The 18122-nt window shown below is 73.4% G+C and carries 18 protein-coding genes; 10 read left to right on the top strand and 8 right to left on the bottom strand.

Annotated elements, in window-relative coordinates; genetic code table 11:
* Positions 1–133: 133 nt before the first annotated feature.
* On the bottom strand, positions 134–781 hold the full coding sequence (locus tag AB0H75_RS24525; RefSeq protein WP_367799765.1) for a PadR family transcriptional regulator: 648 nt from the start codon (positions 779–781) through the stop codon (positions 134–136).
* A 242-nt stretch (positions 782–1023) separates the two neighbouring features.
* Entirely contained in the window at positions 1024–1935 is a 912-nt protein-coding gene (locus AB0H75_RS24530; protein WP_367799767.1) for an SDR family oxidoreductase, read from the bottom strand.
* A 120-nt stretch (positions 1936–2055) separates the two neighbouring features.
* Between AB0H75_RS24530 and AB0H75_RS24535 the strand changes: the two genes are divergently transcribed.
* The 3 genes from AB0H75_RS24535 (at position 2056) to AB0H75_RS24545 (ending at position 3905) form a co-directional block, all read left to right on the top strand.
* A complete protein-coding gene (locus tag AB0H75_RS24535; RefSeq protein WP_367799769.1) occupies positions 2056–2664 on the top strand; it encodes a TetR family transcriptional regulator in 609 nt (202 codons plus the stop codon).
* A 108-nt stretch (positions 2665–2772) separates the two neighbouring features.
* Positions 2773–3432, top strand: coding sequence for a GntR family transcriptional regulator (locus AB0H75_RS24540; protein WP_367799771.1), 660 nt, complete (start codon positions 2773–2775; stop codon positions 3430–3432).
* The gene (locus tag AB0H75_RS24545; RefSeq protein ID WP_367799773.1) at positions 3429–3905 is read left to right on the top strand and encodes an OsmC family protein; all 477 of its coding nucleotides are present in this window, start codon (positions 3429–3431) and stop codon (positions 3903–3905) included. Before AB0H75_RS24540 ends, AB0H75_RS24545 begins: the two co-directional genes overlap by 4 nt.
* A gap of 73 nt (positions 3906–3978) precedes the next feature.
* Here the strand turns inward: AB0H75_RS24545 and AB0H75_RS24550 are convergent, their stop codons facing one another.
* The gene (locus AB0H75_RS24550; protein WP_367799775.1) at positions 3979–4299 is read right to left on the bottom strand and encodes a DUF3040 domain-containing protein; all 321 of its coding nucleotides are present in this window, start codon (positions 4297–4299) and stop codon (positions 3979–3981) included.
* Between the two features lie 134 nt (positions 4300–4433).
* On the opposite strand from AB0H75_RS24550, the gene AB0H75_RS24555 reads away from it, so the two are divergent.
* The 3 genes from AB0H75_RS24555 to AB0H75_RS24565 all read left to right on the top strand — a co-directional run bounded on the left by AB0H75_RS24555 (position 4434) and on the right by AB0H75_RS24565 (position 10550).
* Positions 4434–5477 carry an Rv2578c family radical SAM protein gene (locus AB0H75_RS24555; RefSeq protein ID WP_367799777.1) on the top strand — a complete coding sequence of 348 codons (1044 nt, stop codon included), beginning with the start codon at positions 4434–4436 and terminating at the stop codon, positions 5475–5477.
* A gap of 301 nt (positions 5478–5778) precedes the next feature.
* Positions 5779–8910, top strand: a complete 3132-nt coding sequence (locus tag AB0H75_RS24560; protein WP_367799779.1) for a S41 family peptidase — start codon at positions 5779–5781, stop codon at positions 8908–8910.
* Positions 8911–9113: 203 nt separating this feature from the next.
* On the top strand, positions 9114–10550 hold the full coding sequence (locus AB0H75_RS24565) for a glycosyltransferase family 4 protein (RefSeq protein ID WP_367799781.1): 1437 nt from the start codon (positions 9114–9116) through the stop codon (positions 10548–10550).
* Here the strand turns inward: AB0H75_RS24565 and AB0H75_RS24570 are convergent.
* Both AB0H75_RS24570 and AB0H75_RS24575 read right to left on the bottom strand, forming a co-directional pair.
* On the bottom strand, positions 10531–11451 hold the full coding sequence (locus tag AB0H75_RS24570; protein WP_367799783.1) for a S1C family serine protease: 921 nt from the start codon (positions 11449–11451) through the stop codon (positions 10531–10533). The two genes, AB0H75_RS24565 and AB0H75_RS24570, sit on opposite strands and share 20 nt — an antisense overlap.
* 293 nt (positions 11452–11744) lie before the next feature.
* Entirely contained in the window at positions 11745–12080 is a 336-nt protein-coding gene (locus AB0H75_RS24575; protein WP_367799785.1) for a hypothetical protein, read from the bottom strand.
* A gap of 72 nt (positions 12081–12152) precedes the next feature.
* Between AB0H75_RS24575 and AB0H75_RS24580 the strand changes: the two genes are divergently transcribed.
* On the top strand, positions 12153–12773 hold the full coding sequence (locus AB0H75_RS24580) for a YigZ family protein (RefSeq protein WP_367799787.1): 621 nt from the start codon (positions 12153–12155) through the stop codon (positions 12771–12773).
* Between the two features lie 40 nt (positions 12774–12813).
* Here the strand turns inward: AB0H75_RS24580 and AB0H75_RS24585 are convergent, their stop codons facing one another.
* Complete coding sequence (locus AB0H75_RS24585) at positions 12814–14046, bottom strand: isochorismate synthase MenF (RefSeq protein ID WP_367799789.1); 1233 nt, start codon at positions 14044–14046, stop codon at positions 12814–12816.
* A 219-nt stretch (positions 14047–14265) separates the two neighbouring features.
* Here AB0H75_RS24585 and AB0H75_RS24590 point away from each other — a divergent pair, with 219 nt between their 5' ends.
* Positions 14266–15099 (top strand): GDSL-type esterase/lipase family protein, encoded by an 834-nt coding sequence (locus AB0H75_RS24590; protein WP_367799791.1) that lies wholly within the window; start codon positions 14266–14268, stop codon positions 15097–15099.
* 37 nt (positions 15100–15136) lie between these two features.
* On the opposite strand, the gene AB0H75_RS24595 is transcribed toward AB0H75_RS24590, so the two are convergent.
* Positions 15137–15850 carry an HNH endonuclease family protein gene (locus AB0H75_RS24595; RefSeq protein WP_367799793.1) on the bottom strand — a complete coding sequence of 238 codons (714 nt, stop codon included), beginning with the start codon at positions 15848–15850 and terminating at the stop codon, positions 15137–15139.
* Between the two features lie 72 nt (positions 15851–15922).
* Here AB0H75_RS24595 and crcB (AB0H75_RS24600) point away from each other — a divergent pair, with 72 nt between their 5' ends.
* Positions 15923–16396 carry a fluoride efflux transporter CrcB gene (gene crcB / locus AB0H75_RS24600; RefSeq protein ID WP_367799795.1) on the top strand — a complete coding sequence of 158 codons (474 nt, stop codon included), beginning with the start codon at positions 15923–15925 and terminating at the stop codon, positions 16394–16396.
* Positions 16393–16752: a fluoride efflux transporter CrcB gene (crcB, locus tag AB0H75_RS24605; RefSeq protein WP_367799797.1), complete on the top strand. Its 360-nt coding sequence runs from the start codon at positions 16393–16395 to the stop codon at positions 16750–16752. Before crcB (AB0H75_RS24600) ends, crcB (AB0H75_RS24605) begins: the two co-directional genes overlap by 4 nt.
* A gap of 65 nt (positions 16753–16817) precedes the next feature.
* Here the strand turns inward: crcB (AB0H75_RS24605) and AB0H75_RS24610 are convergent, their stop codons facing one another.
* Positions 16818–17660 (bottom strand): metallophosphoesterase, encoded by an 843-nt coding sequence (locus AB0H75_RS24610; protein ID WP_367799799.1) that lies wholly within the window; start codon positions 17658–17660, stop codon positions 16818–16820.
* Positions 17661–18122: the final 462 nt, after the last annotated feature.

Here is an 18122-nt window from a genome sequence, read left to right on the forward strand (position 1 = left end):
GGCTATTGTTGCCAGTGCCATCTCGTGGCCGGGGTCCGCTCCGCGGTCGGTCGGTACGAGGTCACCCCGGCGGTGGTGTGCCAGCACCGCCGCCGGGTTCCTTCCGCTCAGCCGATCGGGTCAGCCGGTCGGGTCAGCCGGTGGCGCGTCCCCTTTCCGCGGCCTCGGCCACGTGGCCGGGCATCCGTCCGGTCTCGTGGTAGGCGCGCCAGCCGTCCAGGTCGGGGAACGTGCCGCCGGCCAGCTCCGCCAGCAGCCCGCGCACCCAGGCGGCCTCGGCCTCGCGCATCGCCAGCGCGTACTCGTCCTCGACGAGGAACAGGCGGGGCAGCTCGCGCCGCTCCCGCTCCAGCGCGTCCCGGTCGGCCTCGACGCGCCGCTCCAGCGCCGCGAGGCGGTGCCGCAGCAGCGTGACGACCTCGTCGGGCCCGAGCCCGCCGAGCACCGACAGCCCCGCCTCGAACGACGACGGCTCGCTGACCGGGACGGACAGCAGCTCGCGCGTCCAGTCGGCGGCCTCCGCCAGCCCGGCGTCGGTGACGCGGTAGACGGTGCGCTCGGGGCGGGCGCCCTGGCGGTTGCTCTCCACGGCCGCGATCAGGCCGTGCTTCTCCAGGTTGCGGACGACCGTGTAGAGGGAGCCCCATTTGATGCGCATGTCCTGCTCCTTGCCGCGCGCCCGCAGCACCGAGGCCATCTCGTACGGATGCATGGGCCGCTGCACGAGCACGGTGAGCACGGCCAGCCCCAGCAGATTGCCGACCGGTCGCCGCTTCGCCATCCTCGACCTCCTTACTCGCATGCGAGTATACGCATGCGAGTATAAGCGCACAATGGCGGGATCGGCGGCGTCAGGAGTGCCCGCGACTCCTCCGCGCGCTCCGTACGGGCCGGCGATCCGTACGGGCCGTGCCGGGCGAAGGAGGCGAAACACGCCCGGACCGGGATCGCGGCCGGGCCGTGGGGAGTCGCGGGTGCCGTGCTGGGGCAGGGCCGCGCGCTGCCCCTTGGCGCCGGCGGGCGTCAGGTGGCCGGTACGGCCAGGTAGTCGCCGTGCTCCAGGTCCTCGAGCAGTGCCGGGCGTACGGGCGACCAGCCGAGCAGCTCCCGGGTGCGGGAGCTGGAGACGGGCCCGTCGAAGCCGTAGGCGGCGGCCATGAACGGGCTGACGAAGTGCGTGGCGGCCTCGGCGGGGGTGAGCGAGACCGTGGGCAGGCCCAGGCGTCGGGCGATCACCTCCGCGACGCTTCTCAAGGTGACGCCGCTTTCGGCCACCCCGTGCAGCACGCTGCCCGCAGGCGCCTTCTCCAGGGCCAGGCGGAACAGGACCGCCGCGTCGAGCCGGTGCACCGCGGGCCACCGGTTGGCGCCGTCGCCCACGTAGGCCGAGACGCCCGTCGCGCGCGCGGTGGCGATGAGCATGGGGATGAAGCCGTGGTCCTCGGGGCCGTGGACGGTGGGAGCCAGGCGGACCACGCCGGCGCGCACTCCCCGGGCCCCGAAGTCCAGGCACGCCCGCTCGCCCGCGATGCGGAAGGCGGCGATCCCGGTCGCGTCGGGCTCGTCCTTCTCCGTGCTCTCCCGCCCGGCGGGCATGACCAACGTGCCCGAGGTGACGATGAGCGGCTTGCCCGAGCGTTCCAGCGGCCGGCCGAGCGTCTCGATCGCGGTCCGGTCGCGCCGCGCCATGTCGTCGGGATCGGAGAAGTCGCCGCCGTAGGCCATGTGCAGGACGCCGTCGGCGGCTTCGGCGCCGGCGCGCAGGCTGTCGAGGTCGTCCAGGGAGCCCCGGTGGGCCGCGGCCCCCAGGGACTCCAGCCGGGCGGCGGCGGCATCCGAGCGCGCCAGGCCCGTGACGGTGTGGCCCGCCGCCACCAGCTCGGCGACCACCGCGGGGCCGGTCTGGCCGGTTCCGCCAGTGACAAAGACATGCATGAGAACTCCCCCACTTAACGCCAGTGACTGGCACTACGTAACTCAAGTCGTGACTGTAGGTAGTGCCAGTGACTGGCGTCAAGTAGCGCCATCGACTGACATCTGCGGTATCCTCGGGGCGTGCCACGGAGCGGAGCGGAAGCGCGCCGCCGCCTTCAGCAGGCGGCCCTGGAGCTGTATCGGGAACGCGGGTTCGACCGGACCACCACGGCCGAGATCGCCGCCCGGGCTGGCCTCAACGAGCGCACGTTCTTCCGGCACTTCCCGGACAAGCGTGAGGTGCTCTTCGACGGCGAATCCGACCTGCGCGCGGCCCTGACGCGGGCGGTGGCCGAGGCGCCCGACGGTCTCCAGCCGCTCGACCTGCTGCTCCACGCCTTCCGGAAGGTCGAGCACATCCTTGAGGACAACCGGCCCTTCGCCGAGCCGCGGCTCCAGGTCATCGCGGCGACGCCGGCCCTGCGCGAACGTGACCTCGCCAAGGCCGCCTCGATCGCCGAAGCCGTGGCGCGGGCGCTGCGGCTGCGCGGGGTCCCCGACCGGCCCGCCGGCCTGGCCGCCCACGTCGGGTGGGCCGCCTTCCACCAGGCGGCCCAGGCCTGGATCGACGACCCCTCACAGAGCCTGGACACCCACCTCCTCCGAGCCTTCGACGACCTGCGCGCCCTCTGCCTTGCGGCCCGGCCGGTCGCCCCGCCGCCACCGCACGGCGGCGCGCCGGTCCGCTGACGACGCCGCCGGCGACGCCGTCACCGCCGAAGCCTCTCGCGCGCCACCCGGCCGACCACCCCCGGAGATCCTTTGCATGCAATGTATGCAAGGAGTTAGACTCCCCTTGTGCAGACCGACGTAGCGCGGAGCCGCTTGCGGGAGCTGATCCTCGACGGCGCCTACCCGCCGGGCGCGCGCCTCACCGAGCTGGAGCTCGCCGCGACCCTGAGCATGAGCCGCACCCCGGTGCGGGAGGCGCTGCGGGCGCTGGCCGCCGACGGCCTCGTCCGTCCCGCCGGGCGGGGCGTGGTGGTCGTGGCGCTGGCGGAGGCCGACCTGGACGAGGCTTACCAGGTGCGGGCCGCGCTGGAGGCGCTGACCGCCGAGCTGGCCGCCGTCCGGCAACGGGAGGGCCGCATCGCTCCCGCCGACCTGCGGGCGCTGCACGAGGTGGCGGCGGAGACCGCGACCGCCACGGCCGAGGGCCGGCTGGCCGACGCCGTGCGGCTCAACCGGCGTTTCCACCGGACGATCGCCGAGCTGGCGGCCAACTCGACGGCCTCGCGCACGCTGGAGCGCCTCTGGGACCAGATCCAGGTGTCCACGTTGCGCTCGCTGGCGCCGCCCGCCCGCCACGCGCACGTCTCCGGCCAGCACGAGCGCCTGCTCGACGCGATCACCGGCGGCCGTCCCGAGGAGGCCGCCGCCATCGCCCGCGCCCACGTCCTCGACACCCGCGCGACAGCCCGGCACCCGCCCCTACCGACGGAGGAAGACCGCCCATGACCCGCCTGCACACCTACCCGACCGTCGTGACCTGGACCGGCGACAAGGGCTCCGGCACCTCCGGCTACCGCGACTACGCCCGCGACCACGAGCTGTCCGCCGGCGGCCCGCCCGTCATCCCCGGCAGCTCCGACCCGGCCTTCCGCGGCGACCCGTCCCGCTGGAACCCGGAGCAGCTCCTGGTCGGCGCGCTGTCGCAGTGCCACATGTTGTCGTACCTGCATCTGTGCGCGGTCAACGGCGTCGTCGTCACCGCGTACGTCGACCGCGCCGTCGGCACGATGGCGGAGACGGCCGGCGGCGGGCACTTCACGGAGGTGGTGCTGCGGCCGGAGGTCACGGTGACGGCACCGGAGATGGCCGAGAAGGCCGCCGCCCTGCACGCCGACGCCCACAGGGCCTGCTTCATCGCCTCGTCGGTGAACTTCCCCGTGCGCCACGAGCCGGAGATCCGCGTCGCCGCCACGTCTTGAGCAGTACGTCCTGAGCAGCGCATCCTGAGCGTCCCTACGAGCCCGCCGTGCGGGCCGGGCGGCGGGGCGGCGCTCAGGAGGTGCCCGTGGAGGCCAGCTCGGCGGCGGGCTCGCCGGAGACCGCGCCCAGCGCCAGCCCGGCGGCGGACTCGTTGTGCAAGACCATGATCAGGAGTGTGGCGACCAGCGTGGCGATGAGCAGCCAGCTGATCAGGATGATGACCGTCGAGCGGCGTGGCCGGCGCCAGGTGCCGGGCTGCCCCGCCGACCTCGCCTCGCTGCGGCGGGCTCGCTCGTTGAACGATTCGAGCCGGGCGACGAGCCGTGGATCGTCCTCGACGAGGTGCTGCTCGATCTGGGCCAGCATCCGTTCCTCGTCCTGCGACCAGGCCATAGGTGCACCTCCGGAACGCAAGCTCTGTGGCCTCTTCCTGCCCAACCATGAAGATCATTAGCCACGGCCTGACCAGGTAATTGCACCCTCTTTTCGACTTGCCAGCAAGTCCGAACTCGTGTTCCAATCATGCGATGCGCTGGGACAATCTGCGTCTGACCGCCGCCGGCGCGGCCGATCCGGCCCCTCCGCTGTTCGCTCGCGGAGCGGTCGCGCGGACGTTCGACACGCCCGAGTTCCAGGGCATGACCTTCTACGAGATCCGCGCCCGGTCCATCGTCAACCGCGTGCCCGCCGCCAGCCGGGTGCCGTTCGAGTACACGATCAACCCCTATCGGGGGTGTGGCCATCGGTGCGTTTACTGTTTTGCCCGAAAAACGCATGAATATCTAGATTTTGATTCCGGTGCGGACTTCGACACCCAGATCGTGGTCAAGGTCAACGCCGCCGAGCTGGCCCGCGAGGAGCTGGCCTCGCCCCGCTGGGGCGGCCACCCCGTCACCATGGGCAGCAACGTCGACTGCTACCAGCGCGCCGAGGGCCGCTACCGGCTCATGCCGGGCATCCTGGCCGCGCTGCGCGACGCCGCCAACCCGTTCTCGATCCTCACCAAGGGCACGCTGATCCTGCGCGACCTCGACCTGCTCGCCGAGGCGGCCGAGGTGAGCGAGGTGAGCACCGCCGTGTCGGTCGGGTTCGTGGATCCGGGGCTGTGGCGGGCGGTGGAGGCGGGCGCCCCCGACCCGCGCCGCCGCCTGGAGGTCTGCCGCACGCTCAACGACAACGGCGTGGCGTGCGGCGTGCTGATGGCGCCCGTCCTGCCCTACCTCACCGACTCCCCCGCCCAGCTCGAACGGACCGTCAAGGAGATCGCCGAGGCGGGCGCGACCCACGTCACGCCCATCGTGCTGCACCTGCGGCCGGGGGCCCGCGAGTGGTGGCTGCGCTGGCTCGCCCGCGAGCACCCGCGCCTGGTGCCGCGCTACCTGGAGCTGTACGGCCGCGGCGCCTACACCCCCGAGCCCTACCAGCGGCGCGTCGCGGCCCGGGTCAGGGAGCTGGCCGAGCGGTTCGGCGTCGGCCGCTCGACCCCGGCCAGGCCCCGCCGCCTCCCGCCCCGCCGCCTCCCGCCCGGTCCGCCCGGCCCGCCCGCCGGCGAGCAGTTGCGCCTGTTGTGAACGGACGATCGCCCTAATAGGCGGCATGTCGTGTTTCGTGACTGAATGGGTACTAACGAGCTTGGTGTACGAATCATCCGTACACCACGTCCGTACAGGGGGGACCCAATGGCAGATACGAAGAAGAAACCCGCCGCCAAGTCCGGCAAATCAAAGAAACAGGCCATCAAGAGCAGCCGCCAGGCCAAAGAGACAAAGCGGGAATCCAGGAAGCAACCCGACGAGAGCTGATCCCGGGTGACATGATCGGACAGCCGGGAGCCGCGCTCCCGGCTGTCGCATCGACCGTGGAGCTGCTGTCATGCCGGCATACCTGCGCTTCCCTTCCGTGTTCCAGGACGTCGTGGTCTTCGCCGCCGAGGACGACCTGTGGATGGCCCCCGTCCAGGGCGGCCGGGCCTTCCGCCTGACCGCCGGGCTGGCCGAGGCGGGCTACCCGCGCATCTCCCCTCGCGGTGACCGGCTCGCCTTCGTCGGCTGCGAGGAGGGGCCGGAGGAGGTCTACGTCATGCCGGCCTCCGGCGGCGCGGCCCGCCGGGTGACCTTCCACGGCGCGCGCTGCACGGTGACCGGCTGGGACCCCGAGGGCCGCATCCTGTACGCCAGCGACCAGTCCCAGCCCTTCGAGGGCCGCAAGTGGCTGCACCGGGTGGCGCCGGGCGGGGTGCCGGAGCGGCTGCCGTACGGGCCGGCGAACTCGATCGCGTACGGCCCCGGCGGCATGATCGTGCTCGGCCGCAACACCGCCGACCCGGCCCGCTGGAAGCGCTACCGCGGCGGCACGGTCGGCGACCTGTGGATCGACCCCACGGGCGAGGGCGAGTTCCGGCGGCTGATCCGGCTGCCGGGCAACCTGGCCTCGCCCTGCTGGAGCGGCGAGCGGGTGTGCTTCATCAGCGACCACGAGGGCGTCGGCAACGTCTACTCGTGCCTGCCGGACGGGCACGACCTGCGCAAGCTCACCCACCACGACGACTACTACGCCCGCAACCTGTCCGGCGACGGGCAGCGCCTGGTCTACCACGCCGGCGCGGAGCTGTACCTGCTGGAGCCCGGCGAGGGGCCGCGCCGCCTGGAGGTGACGCTGGCCAGCTCGCGCACGCAGCGCAACCGCCGCTTCGTCGAGGCCGACGACTACCTGGAGAGCGCCACGCTCAGCCCGGACGGCAGCGCGCTGGCGGTCACCGCGCGCGGCAAGGCGTACGCGATGGCCGACTGGGAGGGCCCGGTGCGCCGGCACGGCGCTCCGGACGGCGTCCGCTACCGCTTCCTGACCTGGCTCAACGACGGCGTGCGGCTGATCGCGGCGGCCAGCGACGACACCGACGAGGAACGCCTGGTGGTCCTGGGCGGCGGCGGGGACGGCCCCGGCAGGGAGGTCGCCCGGCTCGGCCGGATCACCGACCTGGTCCCCGACCCGGCGCACGACCGGGTGGCCGTGGTCAACCACCGCCACGAGCTGCACCTGCTCGACCTGGACTCGGGCCGCTGCGACCTGGTGGAGGCCAACCCGCACGGCTCGCCGGAGGACCCGGCGTGGTCGCCCGACGGGCGCTGGCTGGCCTACGCCGCCCCCCTCGACCCCCAGACCACCGCGATCCTGCTGCACCACCCGGAGAGCGGCCGCACCGTGCGGGCCACCGAGCCGGTGCTGATCGACTCGATGCCGGCCTTCGACCCGGAGGGCCGCTACCTGTACTTCATCGGCCAGCGCACCTTCTCCCCCGTCTACGACCAGCTCCAGTTCGACCTGGGTTTCCCGCTGGGCACCCGCCCGTACGTGATCGCGCTGCGCGCCGGGCTGCCGGACCCGTTCGTGCCCCGGCAGCGTCCCCTGGAGCACAAGGACGACGACGAGGACGACGACGGCGACGGCGAGAACGGCCCGCCGCGCGTGGAGGTGGACCTGGACGGCCTGACGCGCCGCGTCACCGCCTTCCCCCTCCCCGAGGGCCGCTACGAGCGGGTGGCCGGCCTGAAGGACAAGGCGCTCATCCTCACCAGCCCCCTGGAGGGCGAGAGCACGCTGCGCCTGTACGACTTCGCCAAGGGCGACGACGAGACCTTCGCCGAGGGCGTCACCGACTTCGAGCTGGGCCGCGACCACAGGACGCTGCTCTACCGGTCCGGCTCGCGGCTGCGCGTGGTCAAGGCGGGCGAGGTGCCGGGCCACGACGACGACGGGCCGGGGCGCGAGAGCGGCTGGATCGACCTGTCGCGGATCAAGGTGTCGGTCTGCCCGGCGGCCGAGTGGCGGCAGATGTTCCGCGAGGCGTGGCGGTTGCAGCGGGAGAACTTCTGGACCGAGGACATGGCGGGCGTGGACTGGCCGGCCGTGTACGAGCGCTACCAGCCGCTGGTGGACCGGGTGACGACCCGGGGCGAGTTCTCCGACCTGCTGTGGGAGCTGCACGGCGAGCTGGCCACCAGCCACGCCTACGAGAGCGGCGGCGAGTACCGTCCCGGCCCCGACTACACGCAGGGCAAGCTGGGCGTGGACTGGGACTACCGCGACGGCGTCTACCACATCGGGGCCATCGTCGCCGGCGATCTGTGGGACCCGAAGGCGACCTCGCCGCTCAACCGCCTCGGCCTGGACGTGCGCCCCGGCGACGCGGTGCTGGCGATCGACGGCGCGCCCATCGGCGGGGGCGTGGCGACCCCGAACGAGCGCCTGGTCAACCAGGCCGGCGAGGAGGTCGAGCTGACGCTGCGCCGCGGGCGGGAGGTGTTCGCGGTCACCGTGCGCGCCCTGGCCGACGAGCAGCCCGCCCGCTACCGCGACTGGGTCGGCGTCAACCGCGCCCGCTGTCACCACCGCTCCGGCGGCCGCGTCGGCTACCTGCACATCCCCGACATGGGGCCGGAGGGGTACGGCGAGTTCCACCGGGGCTTCCTGGCCGAGTACGGCCGCGAGGCGCTCGTCGTGGACGTGCGTTTCAACGGCGGCGGCCACGTCTCGGCGCTGCTGCTGGAGAAGCTGGCCCGGCGCCGGCTCGGCTACGACTACCCGCGGTGGGGGGCGCCCGAGCCGTACCCGCCGGAGTCGCCGCGCGGGCCGCTGGTGGGCATCACCAACGAGTGGGCGGGCTCGGACGGCGACATCTTCAGCCACACCTTCAAGGTGCTGAAGCTGGGCCCGCTGGTGGGCCGGCGCACCTGGGGCGGCGTCATCGGGATCTGGCCGCGCCACCAGCTCGCCGACGGCACGGTGACGACGCAGCCGGAGTTCTCCTTCGCCTTCGACGACGTCGGCTGGCAGGTGGAGAACTACGGCACCGATCCCGACATCGAGGTGGACATCACGCCGCAGGACTACGCCCGAGGCGTGGACACGCAGCTCGAACGGGCCATCGACGTGGCGCTGGAGCTGCTGGCCGAGCATCCACCCCATACGCCCGATCCGCGGCATCGGCCGGGCATGCAACCTTAGACACCTTTACAGCGTCTAAAGATCATAGGTGAGGAAAGCACACAGGGGATGAAGGGTGCGCCTCGCCGACGCGAGATCGCTGTTGTGTGAACGCTTGTGAACGTTGTGAACGTTGTGAGCGGAACGCCGGCCGGCGGCAGGGGACGACCTTGCGGCCGGCCATGTGTTGTTGACTGCTTCGTCCTTGAAGGGGGACCTGTCAGGTGCGCGCACTGACACGCAAGGGCAAATCGGCCGCGGTGCGGCTCTACCGGGGGTACAACCGGCACAAGGCGCGGAACGCGCCGCCACCCTCCACCCATCGGGTCCGCATCCTGCTGCTGCACGCCTACGGCATGGGCGGCACGATCAGGACCGTCTTCAACCTGGCCAGCTACCTGGCCGAGAAGCACGATGTGGAGATCGTGAGCATCCTGAAGGAGGCCGAGGAGCCGTTCTTCCCCATCGACCCGCGGGTGAAGTTCCGCTTCCTGGACGACCGGATCCGGCCGAGCCGCGACCCGTTGCGCGCGATGTTGTCGAAGATGCCGAGCCGCTTGATCCCCAAGGAGGAGACGGCCTACCACCGCTTCAACCTGTGGACCGACCTGCAGCTCACCCGCTACATCCGCTCCCTGGACACCGGCGTGCTCATGGCCACCCGGCCGGGGCTCAACCTGGCGATGGCGCAGTTAGCCCTGCCGGGCGTCATCACGGTCGGGCAGGAGCACGTGGCGCTGCGCACGCAGGCCGAGCCGATGCAGAAGCTCATCAAGTGGCGCTACCGCCGCCTCGACGCCCTGGTCACGCTCACCAAGGCCGACCTGCGCGACTACCGCGAGACGCTGCCGAAGAAGCCGCGCAAGCTGGCCCGCATCCCCAACGCGGTCCCGCCGATGACGGGCGGCCCCGCCAAGCTGGACGCCAAGGTGGCCATCGCGGTCGGCCGCATGACCCGGATCAAGGGCTTCCACCGGCTCATCACCGCCTGGGAGACCGTCGCCGCCGCCCATCCTGACTGGACGCTGCGCATCTTCGGCGCCGGCCCGCAGGAGGCCAACCTGCGCCAGCAGATCGCCGAGGCGGGGCTGGAGGGCAAGGTCGAGCTGCCGGGGCCGACCACCGACGTGGGCGCCGAGCTGGAGAAGGCGTCGATCTACGTGATGAGCTCGCGCCACGAGGGCTTCCCCATGACGGTCCTGGAGGCCATGGCCAAGGGGCTGGCGATCGTCAGCTTCAACAGCCCGCACGGCCCCAAGGAGATGATCACGCACGAGGTGGACGGGCTGCTGATCAAGCCGCGCACCAACGCCAACCTGGCGGCCGGCATCATCCAGGTCATCGAGGACGAGCAGCTCCGCCGGAGCCTCGCCGCGGGCGCGCTGGAGACCGCCGCCACCTACGACGTCGAGGCCGTCGGGCAGAAGTGGGACGACCTGCTGGCCGAGCTGCTGGCCCGCCGCAACGGCACCTACGTCCGCCCGCAGCCCGCAGAACCGGCCGCGCCCGCCGAACCGGCTGTGCCCACCGAATCCGCCGGACACGCCGGACCCGCCGGGCTGCCCGAGCCTCCCGCCGCCGCCCGACCGGTGACCGAGGTAACCGGGATGACCCGGGTGACCGAGGTGACCGGTCCGAGGGTCACACCCCGGACCCTGTGAGCTCCACCGGCTCGGCGATGACGTCCACGAGCGCGCCGTTGCGGTAGACGGTGATCGGCAGCGGCCGCCCGATCGCCTCGGCGAACATCAGCCGCTGCAGGCTCTGCGCGTCGCCCACCGGGGTGCGCCCGGCACTCAGGACGAGATCGCCCGGGCGCAGCCCGGCCCGGTGCGCGGGCGAGCCGGGCACCACCTCGACCACGCGCAGCGCCCCGTCCTGCCCGGTACGCCGCCTGAGCTGCTCGGGCAGCGGCGCGGGCGAGGTCACCAGCCCGAGGAAGGCCCGCCGGACCCGCCCGTCCCTGATGAGCGCGGCGACGATCGCGCGGGTGGTGCTGTTCACCGGCACCGCGAGCCCCACGCCGACCCCGGCCACGGCCGTGTTGATGCCGACCACCCGCGCCCGCGAGTCGGCCAGCGCCCCGCCCGAGTTGCCGGGGTTGAGCGCCGCGTCGGTCTGGATGACGTCCTCGATCAGGCGCATGTTCGAGCCGCTGCGGGCGGGCAGCGACCGGCCCAGCCCGGACACCACCCCGGCGGTCACCGATCCGGCCAGCCCGAGCGGCGTGCCGACGGCCACCACGAGCTGCCCGACGACCAGCTCGTCACTGTCGCCGAGCACGGCGGGCTCGGGCGTGGGCGTCTGCGCCCGGAGCACCGCCAGGTCCGACAGCGGGTCGCGGCCGACGACCACGAAGTCACCCGAGCTGCCGTCGGAGAAGGCGACCGTCCCGGCGCGGGAGGAGCCGACCACGTGCGCGTTGGTGAGCAGGAACCCGTCGGCGGTGAACACCACCGCGGACCCGCTGCCCCGGCCGGCCCGCACCCCGGCCACTTTCGGCAGCAACTCGGCCGCCACGGAGGAGACGACGCGCGAGTAGGCGTCGAGGGGATCCGCCATACGTGCACTCCTTTGCTTACACGATTACACGGTAACTCCGCGGACCCCACTTCTGTTCCTCCCGAGATCACCGCCACTTCCTCCGTCCCGGACGCCGCCGCGCGACGCAGGAGGACGGGCGGGTTCTGCGGCGGCTTCCCCACTCGGTCCGGGGGCGTCACCCGGCGGGCCTCCATCCGGCCGCCCGCGACATGGACCGGCCGCGCGGCCACGGCCCGCCCGCCCGCGCCCGCACGCCGGCAGCGGCGGGTGAGGCGGGTGCCACGCCCCTCGGCGCCGGTCGCGGCGGGTGGTTACGCCCCGCCCACGGCGCCGACCCGGGCGCGGGGCAGCATGGCGGCCACCTCGCGGGCCAGGCCGGGCTCGTCGGTGAAGGCCGCCACGATGGCCGACCGCAACGCGTCCTGGCTGGGCCCGTCGTCCGGCTTGGCGTCCGCCACCCGCTCGATGAGGCCGCGCGCGTAGGCGTCGCCCCGGCCGAACACCCGCTGCAGGACGCGGGTGCCCAGCGCCACGGGGGTGTCGGCGGCCGACTCGCTGGTCTTGGCCAGGACGCTCGTCCCGTAGGCGCCGATGGCCGCGAGGGCGAAGGGCATGACGTCTCCGGCGACGTCGATGATCGTCTCCATGAGACCCTCCCCTGAGGTCTTACGTGATGGTAGCTCGCGGGACGCCGGCGGCGAGGGCATACCCTGTCGAATGTGCCTGTCCCGTACCTCACCCTCGCCCGTCCCGTCGAGCACGAGACCGAGGTGCGGCGCTCGCGCTTCATCTGCGCCGTCGCGCCCGCGCGCAACGTGGCGGAGGCGGCGGCGTTCATCGCCGGGCGGCGGCGCGAGCACGCCGGCGCCACCCACAACTGCACGGCCTACGTCATCGGGCAGCGGACGCAGAAGGGCGACGACGACGGCGAGCCGGGCGGCACCGCGGGCACGCCCATGGTGCAGGCGCTGGTCGGCCGCGGCTACAACGACGTAGTGGCGGTGGTGACCCGCTACTTCGGCGGCGTGCTGCTGGGCGCGGGCGGGCTGGTACGCGCCTACGGCTCGGCGGTCACCGAGACCCTGGACCGCGCGGAGCCGGTGCGGATGGTGCCGGCCAGGCGGGTACGCGTGGCCGTGGCGCACGACCAGGCCGGGCGGGTGGAGAACGACCTGCGGGCCTCGCGGTACGCGGTCGAGGACGTCGCCTACGCCGCCGAGGTCACCTTCAGCGTCGCGGTCGGCGAGGACGAGGTGGCGGCGTTCGCCGACTGGGTGGCCACGCTGACGGCCGGCCGCGCCCGGGTGGACGTCGGCGAGGGCGTGCACGTCCCGGCCTGATGAGCGCCCGCCCGGCCCTCCCTCACCCCTCCAGGGCGTGCTATCCCTCCAGGGCGTACTGCATGACGCGGAACTTCGCCTGCGCCTCGGCCAGCTCGGCGGCCGGGTCGGAGTCGCCCATGATGCCGCCGCCGGCGAACAGCCGGGCCCGCCGCCCCTCGACGAGCCCCGAGCGCAGCGCGATGCCCCACTCGCCGTCGCCGTGGGCGTCGATCCAGCCGACCGGCCCGGCGTAGCCGGCGCGGTCCATGCCCTCCAGCTCGCGGATGACCTTGATGGCCAGGCCGGTCGGGGTGCCGCCGACGGCCGCCGTGGGGTGCATGGCGGCGACCACGTCGAGCACCGACGCCCCGTCGGCCAGCCGGCCGGTGACGTGGCTGGCCAGGTGCTGGACGTTGGGCAGCACCAGCAGCTCGGGCTCGTCGGGCGTCTTCAGCGACGAGCACAGCGGCCCCAGCGCGGAGCGGACGGAGGCGATCGCGCACTCGTGCTCATGCCGGTCCTTGGCCGAGGCGAACAGCGCCGCCCCGCGCGCGATGTCGTCGGCCGGGCCGGTGCCGCGCGCGGTGGTGCCGGCCAGCACCAGCGACTCGATCTCCTGCCCGGTGCGCCGGATGAGCAGCTCGGGCGTGGCGCCGACCAGCCCGGCGACCGAGAAGGTGTAGCACTCGGGGTAGCGGCGGACCAGGCGCGACAGCAGCAGCCGCACGTCGATGGCGCGCTCGGCGGTGGCGACCAGGTCGCGGGCGAGCACGACCTTCTCCAGCTCGCCGTCGCGGATGCGGGCGGCCGCCCTGGCCACCACGTGCTCCCACTCGGGGGCGGTGAGGCTGCCGTCGCCGTAGCTGATGCGGCCGGGGTCGAGGATCGGCGTGACGGTCTCCAGCGGCGCCTCGCCGACGGTGGTCAGCCAGGCGCGGCCGCCGCGGCGGGCCAGCACGGCCTGCGGCACGACCAGGACCGAGCCGGGCGCGTCCTCGTCGAAGGTGAAGCTGCCGAAGGCGACGGGGCCGGAGCCGGGGGCGCCGTCGCCGGCCCCGTCGCCGTCGGCCGCTCCCAGCACCTCGGCCAGCCAGGCGCGGGCCCAGGCGAAACGGCCGGGGCCCGGTGGCACCTCGACCCGGGCGGCCTCCCCCCATCCGACGAGTCCCTCGCCGTTCCTGATCCAGGCGTACGGCGTCGACCTGGGCAGGGAGGCCAGCAGGTCGCCGGGGTCGCCGACAGATGTGGTGCGAACCGGCAGCGGGCGGGTTGTTCCGAGCGCGACACTCACTCAAGACATGCTATGCGGGACCTGAACATGTTCGACTCTGACCCCCGTGAATGCCACGTTACGACCAACAAACCAGGAAAAAACCGGCCGTCGCGGCATTTTGTCGCCCGGTCCGGCCGGCGCCGGCCTGTCAAGGCGCCATATGAAGTCGGTCCCGAAACGGCAGACCTCCCCCTGACGTCATGGCCCGGGCCGGACCGGTTCCCTACCTTGGGGTTCATGATCGGTCGCCTGGCCCCTGCCCTCGTCGCCGCAACCGTCCTCACGAACCCGGGCCCGGCCCGGGCCGACGCCGCCGCCGCCCAGCCGGCTCCCGCGGTCATGGCCGCGCTCGGCGACTCCATCACCACCGGCTTCAACGCCTGCGGCTGGTACGTCTCCTGCGCCTCGCGCTCCTGGTCGGCCGGCGACAACCGGACCGTCTCCAGCCACTACCTGCGCCTGTCGGAGCTGTCGGGAACGCTCCAGCGGCACAACTTCGCCGTCCCCGGCTCCACCAGCGCCGACCTGCTCGGCCAGGTACGCAAGGCCGTCGCGGCGCGGGCCGACTACGTGACGATCCTCATCGGCGCCGTGGACGCCTGCGCCCGCACCGAGCAGGCCATGACGCCGGCGGCCACCTACCGGCGGCGGCTGGAGAGCGCCCTGGCCGAGCTGGACGCCGGGGCACCACAGGCCCGGGTGCTGTTCGCCAGCGTCCCCGACCTGCGGCGGCTGTGGCAGGCCGGCAAGAACAACCCGGTGGCCAAGACGTTCTGGACGCTGGGCCGCATCTGCCCGACGATGCTGGCCAGGCCGTCCTCGGCCAGGCGCGCCGACACCGAGCGCCGCGCCCGCGTCCGCGACCGGGTGATCGCCTACAACCAGGCCGCCGCCGAGGTCTGCGCCGCCTACGGCCCGCGCTGCGCCACCGACGGCGGCGCGGTCTTCGACTACCCCTTCACGCTGGAGCACGTCAGCAAGTGGGACTACTTCCATCCCAGCGCGGCCGGGCAGCGGGTGCTGGCCGCGCAGACCTTCGGCCACGGCTTCGACTGGATCGACCCGCGCTGACCCCGGATCGGCCCGCGCTGACCCGCTCCTCCCTCCCTCAGCGGCACTGCGCCAGCATCGCCCTCTTGTCGGCCGGGGTGACCGGCACCCCGTACTTGACCGCGACCTGCGCGAAGCGGGTGACGTAGGCGCAGCGCACGCGCCGCTGCGGCGGCAGCCAGCCCGACGGGCCCGAGGCGTCCTTCTCCTCGTTGGCGGCCCCGTACACCGGCAGCAGGTTGAGCGGGTCGTTGGCGAAGTCGACCCGCTTGGACATCGGCCAGCCGCGCGCGCCCATGCGCCAGCCGTAGTTGAGCGGCACCACGTGGTCGACCTGCACCTCGTCGGCGTGGTTCTTGCGCCAGCGGATGATCTTGCCGGTGTAGGGGTCCTCCAGCGTCATCGCGACCACCTCGCAGCGCGAGCCGGAGCGGTACTCCACGTTCCGGCCGTCGCGGGCCAGCAGGTCGTCGCGGGTACGGCAGCCGTTGCGCGCGTACGGCACGCCGGTCGCCGTGTCGGCCCAGTTCTCGCCGTAGCGGGTGCGCTCGTAACCGGCGTTGGAGCCGAGGCCCCGGGTACGCAGCCGCTTGATGAGGGCGCGTGCGCTGGCCCTGTCGGCGTCGGAGATGATGGGGGCCAGGCCGGGTAACGTGCCGGTGGCGTTGCCCAGCGGGCTGGCCGCCGTCGCCGCGGGCGTCCTGGCCGTGCCGACGAGGGAAACGACGACGACGGCTCCTGCGAGAAGGGCGATGGCGTCCTTCGTGCTCAATCGGGCCTCCGAGCGCTTCCAGATGTCTAGAGAAATTCCCGGCTTGAGTTCCTTTGACACGGGGAGGGTTGCGTGACCGAACGCCCGATCGATCCGGACGTCGATCTCCACGTCCCGGCGCAGCGCGGCGAGGCGCGCCCGGCGGTCCTGGCCGTGATCGCGGCCGGGGGCGCGCTCGGGGCGCTGGCCCGCCACGGCGCGCAGTCCGCGCTGCCGGCCGCGCCTGGCGGGTTCCCGTGGGCGACGTTCTGGGTCAACGTGTCGGGCTGCCTGCTCATCGGGGTGCTCATGGTGGTGATCACCGAAGTGCGGCGGCCGCACCCGCTCGCGCGGCCCTTCCTCGGCGTGGGGGTGCTGGGCGGGTACACGACCTTCTCCACGTACGCGGTGGACGTGCAGCGCCTGGTCGGCGCCGGCGCCCCGGTCACCGGGCTGGCCTACCTCGCCGGCACCCTGGCCGCGGCGCTGGCCGCCGTCGCGGCCGGCATGTGGCTGACCCGGCGGGTCGCCGGCGCGCGGGCGGATGGAAGGGCCGGGGCCCGATGACGCTGCTGCTCGTGGTGCTCGGCGCGGCCGTGGGGGCGCCGCTGCGCTACCTCGCCGACCGGGCGGTGCAGGCCCGCCACGACACGGTCTTCCCCTGGGGGACGCTCACCGTCAACGTCGCCGGATCGGCGCTGCTGGGGTTCCTGGCCGCGCTGCCCGCCGGGGACGGCGTGATGGCGCTGGCCGGCACCGGCTTCTGCGGGGCGCTGACGACGTACTCGACGCTCGGCTACGAGACCGTGCGGCTGCTGGAGGAGGGCGCCCGCTTCCACGCCGTGGCCAACGCCGCCGCCAGCATCGTCGCCGGGCTCGGCGCGGCCTACTGCGGCGCCGCCCTGGCCCAGGCCGTGCTCTGACCCGATCCGTGCGCCTGGCCCGGCCCCGGGCCGAGCCGGGCGCCGGCCCGGTGCCCGGTCGCCGCTCACGGCAGCACCTCGCGCAGCAGCCGGTCGCGGGGCGGGCGGCGCTTCCACTCGCGCGGGTAGCCCAGCGAGACCTCCTCGAAACGCACCCCGTCGTACCAGGTGACGCGCGGGATGTGCAGATGGCCGTAGATCATCGCGGCGGTCGGGAAGCGGCGGTGCCAGTCGCGGGTGGCGCTCGTGCCGCACCACTGCGCGAACTCCGGGAACCACAACACGTCCGTCGGCTCGCGCACCAGCGGGTAGTGGTTGACCAGCACCAGCGGCACGCCGTCGGCGGCCTGATCCGCCAGCCGCCGCTCGGTCGCCGCCACCCGGGCCCGGCACCAAGCCTCCCTGCTCGGGTACGGGTCCGGGTGCAGCAGGTACTCGTCGGTGCACACCACGCCGGTGCCGCGCGCGTACTCCAGCGCCTCCTCCTTCGAGGCGAGGCCCGGCGGCAGGAAGGTGTAGTCGTACAGCAGGAACAGCGGCGCGACCCGCACCGGCCCGCCCGGGCCCTCCCACAGCGGGTACGGGTCCTCCGGCGTCACGACGCCCAGCTCCCGGCACAGACCCACCAGGTGCTCGTAACGCGCCACGCCCCGCAGCTCCGGCGGGTCGCCGCGCGGGGTCCACAGCTCGTGGTTGCCCGGCGCCCACACCACCCGCTCGAACCGGCCGGCCAGCAGCCGCAGCGCCCAGCCGATGTCCTCCAGCCGGTCGGCGACGTCCCCGGCGACCAGCAGCCAGTCGCCGGGCGCGTACGGCTTCAGCTCCTGGACGATCGCGCGGTTCTCGGCATAGGAGACGTGCAGGTCGCTGACCGCCAGCAGGCGGCCGTCCGTACGGGCAGCGGGCAAGGCCGGGCCTCCTTCCGGCCCGGCCTTCCCGCGGCCCGGCCACCGGCTGCCACGAGCATGCCATGACCGGGTGCCGCTCCCCCACCCCCTGGGGTGGATGAGGTCCCGTGCGCGCCCGAACCGCAGCCTGCGCGCACGGGAGCCGGAGGGATCGCTCCGCGCGGATCAGTTCTGGGTGTGGATGATCCCGTTGTGAGCCGACGCCTGCGGGGCGTTGACGACGGCGAGGCAGAGCAGGCCGGCCGCCGCGATGGCCACCGTCGCGATGGTTCTCCTCATGGGCGGGACATTACGCGGGCAGCTCGCCCTGGTCTTCGTGACAAGTGATGAAAAGTCCGGCCGGAGCGCGGGCCCCGGCCGGACGCGGCGTAATAACGGGCCTCTCCGCAGCGATTCCCGGCCCGCCTTCTTTACTTTGTAGATCACGAGCAGCCCCCGGCTTCTCGCGTTCGGCACCTCGAC

This window comes from Nonomuraea sp. NPDC050783, assembly GCF_040802095.1.
Lineage (GTDB): Bacteria > Actinomycetota > Actinomycetes > Streptosporangiales > Streptosporangiaceae > Nonomuraea.

What these genes read in the sequence shown, in the direction of transcription:
- AB0H75_RS24525 (WP_367799765.1), bottom strand. Translation starts at nt 781, where the DNA reads ATGGCGAAGCGGCGACCGGTCGGCAATCTGCTGGGGCTGGCCGTGCTC.
- AB0H75_RS24530 (WP_367799767.1), bottom strand. Translation starts at nt 1,935, where the DNA reads ATGCATGTCTTTGTCACTGGCGGAACCGGCCAGACCGGCCCCGCGGTG.
- AB0H75_RS24545 (WP_367799773.1), top strand. Translation starts at nt 3,429, where the DNA reads ATGACCCGCCTGCACACCTACCCGACCGTCGTGACCTGGACCGGCGAC.
- AB0H75_RS24550 (WP_367799775.1), bottom strand. Translation starts at nt 4,299, where the DNA reads ATGGCCTGGTCGCAGGACGAGGAACGGATGCTGGCCCAGATCGAGCAG.
- AB0H75_RS24555 (WP_367799777.1), top strand. Translation starts at nt 4,434, where the DNA reads ATGCGCTGGGACAATCTGCGTCTGACCGCCGCCGGCGCGGCCGATCCG.
- AB0H75_RS24560 (WP_367799779.1), top strand. Translation starts at nt 5,779, where the DNA reads ATGCCGGCATACCTGCGCTTCCCTTCCGTGTTCCAGGACGTCGTGGTC.
- AB0H75_RS24570 (WP_367799783.1), bottom strand. Translation starts at nt 11,451, where the DNA reads ATGGCGGATCCCCTCGACGCCTACTCGCGCGTCGTCTCCTCCGTGGCG.
- AB0H75_RS24575 (WP_367799785.1), bottom strand. Translation starts at nt 12,080, where the DNA reads ATGGAGACGATCATCGACGTCGCCGGAGACGTCATGCCCTTCGCCCTC.
- AB0H75_RS24590 (WP_367799791.1), top strand. Translation starts at nt 14,266, where the DNA reads ATGATCGGTCGCCTGGCCCCTGCCCTCGTCGCCGCAACCGTCCTCACG.
- crcB (WP_367799797.1), top strand. Translation starts at nt 16,393, where the DNA reads ATGACGCTGCTGCTCGTGGTGCTCGGCGCGGCCGTGGGGGCGCCGCTG.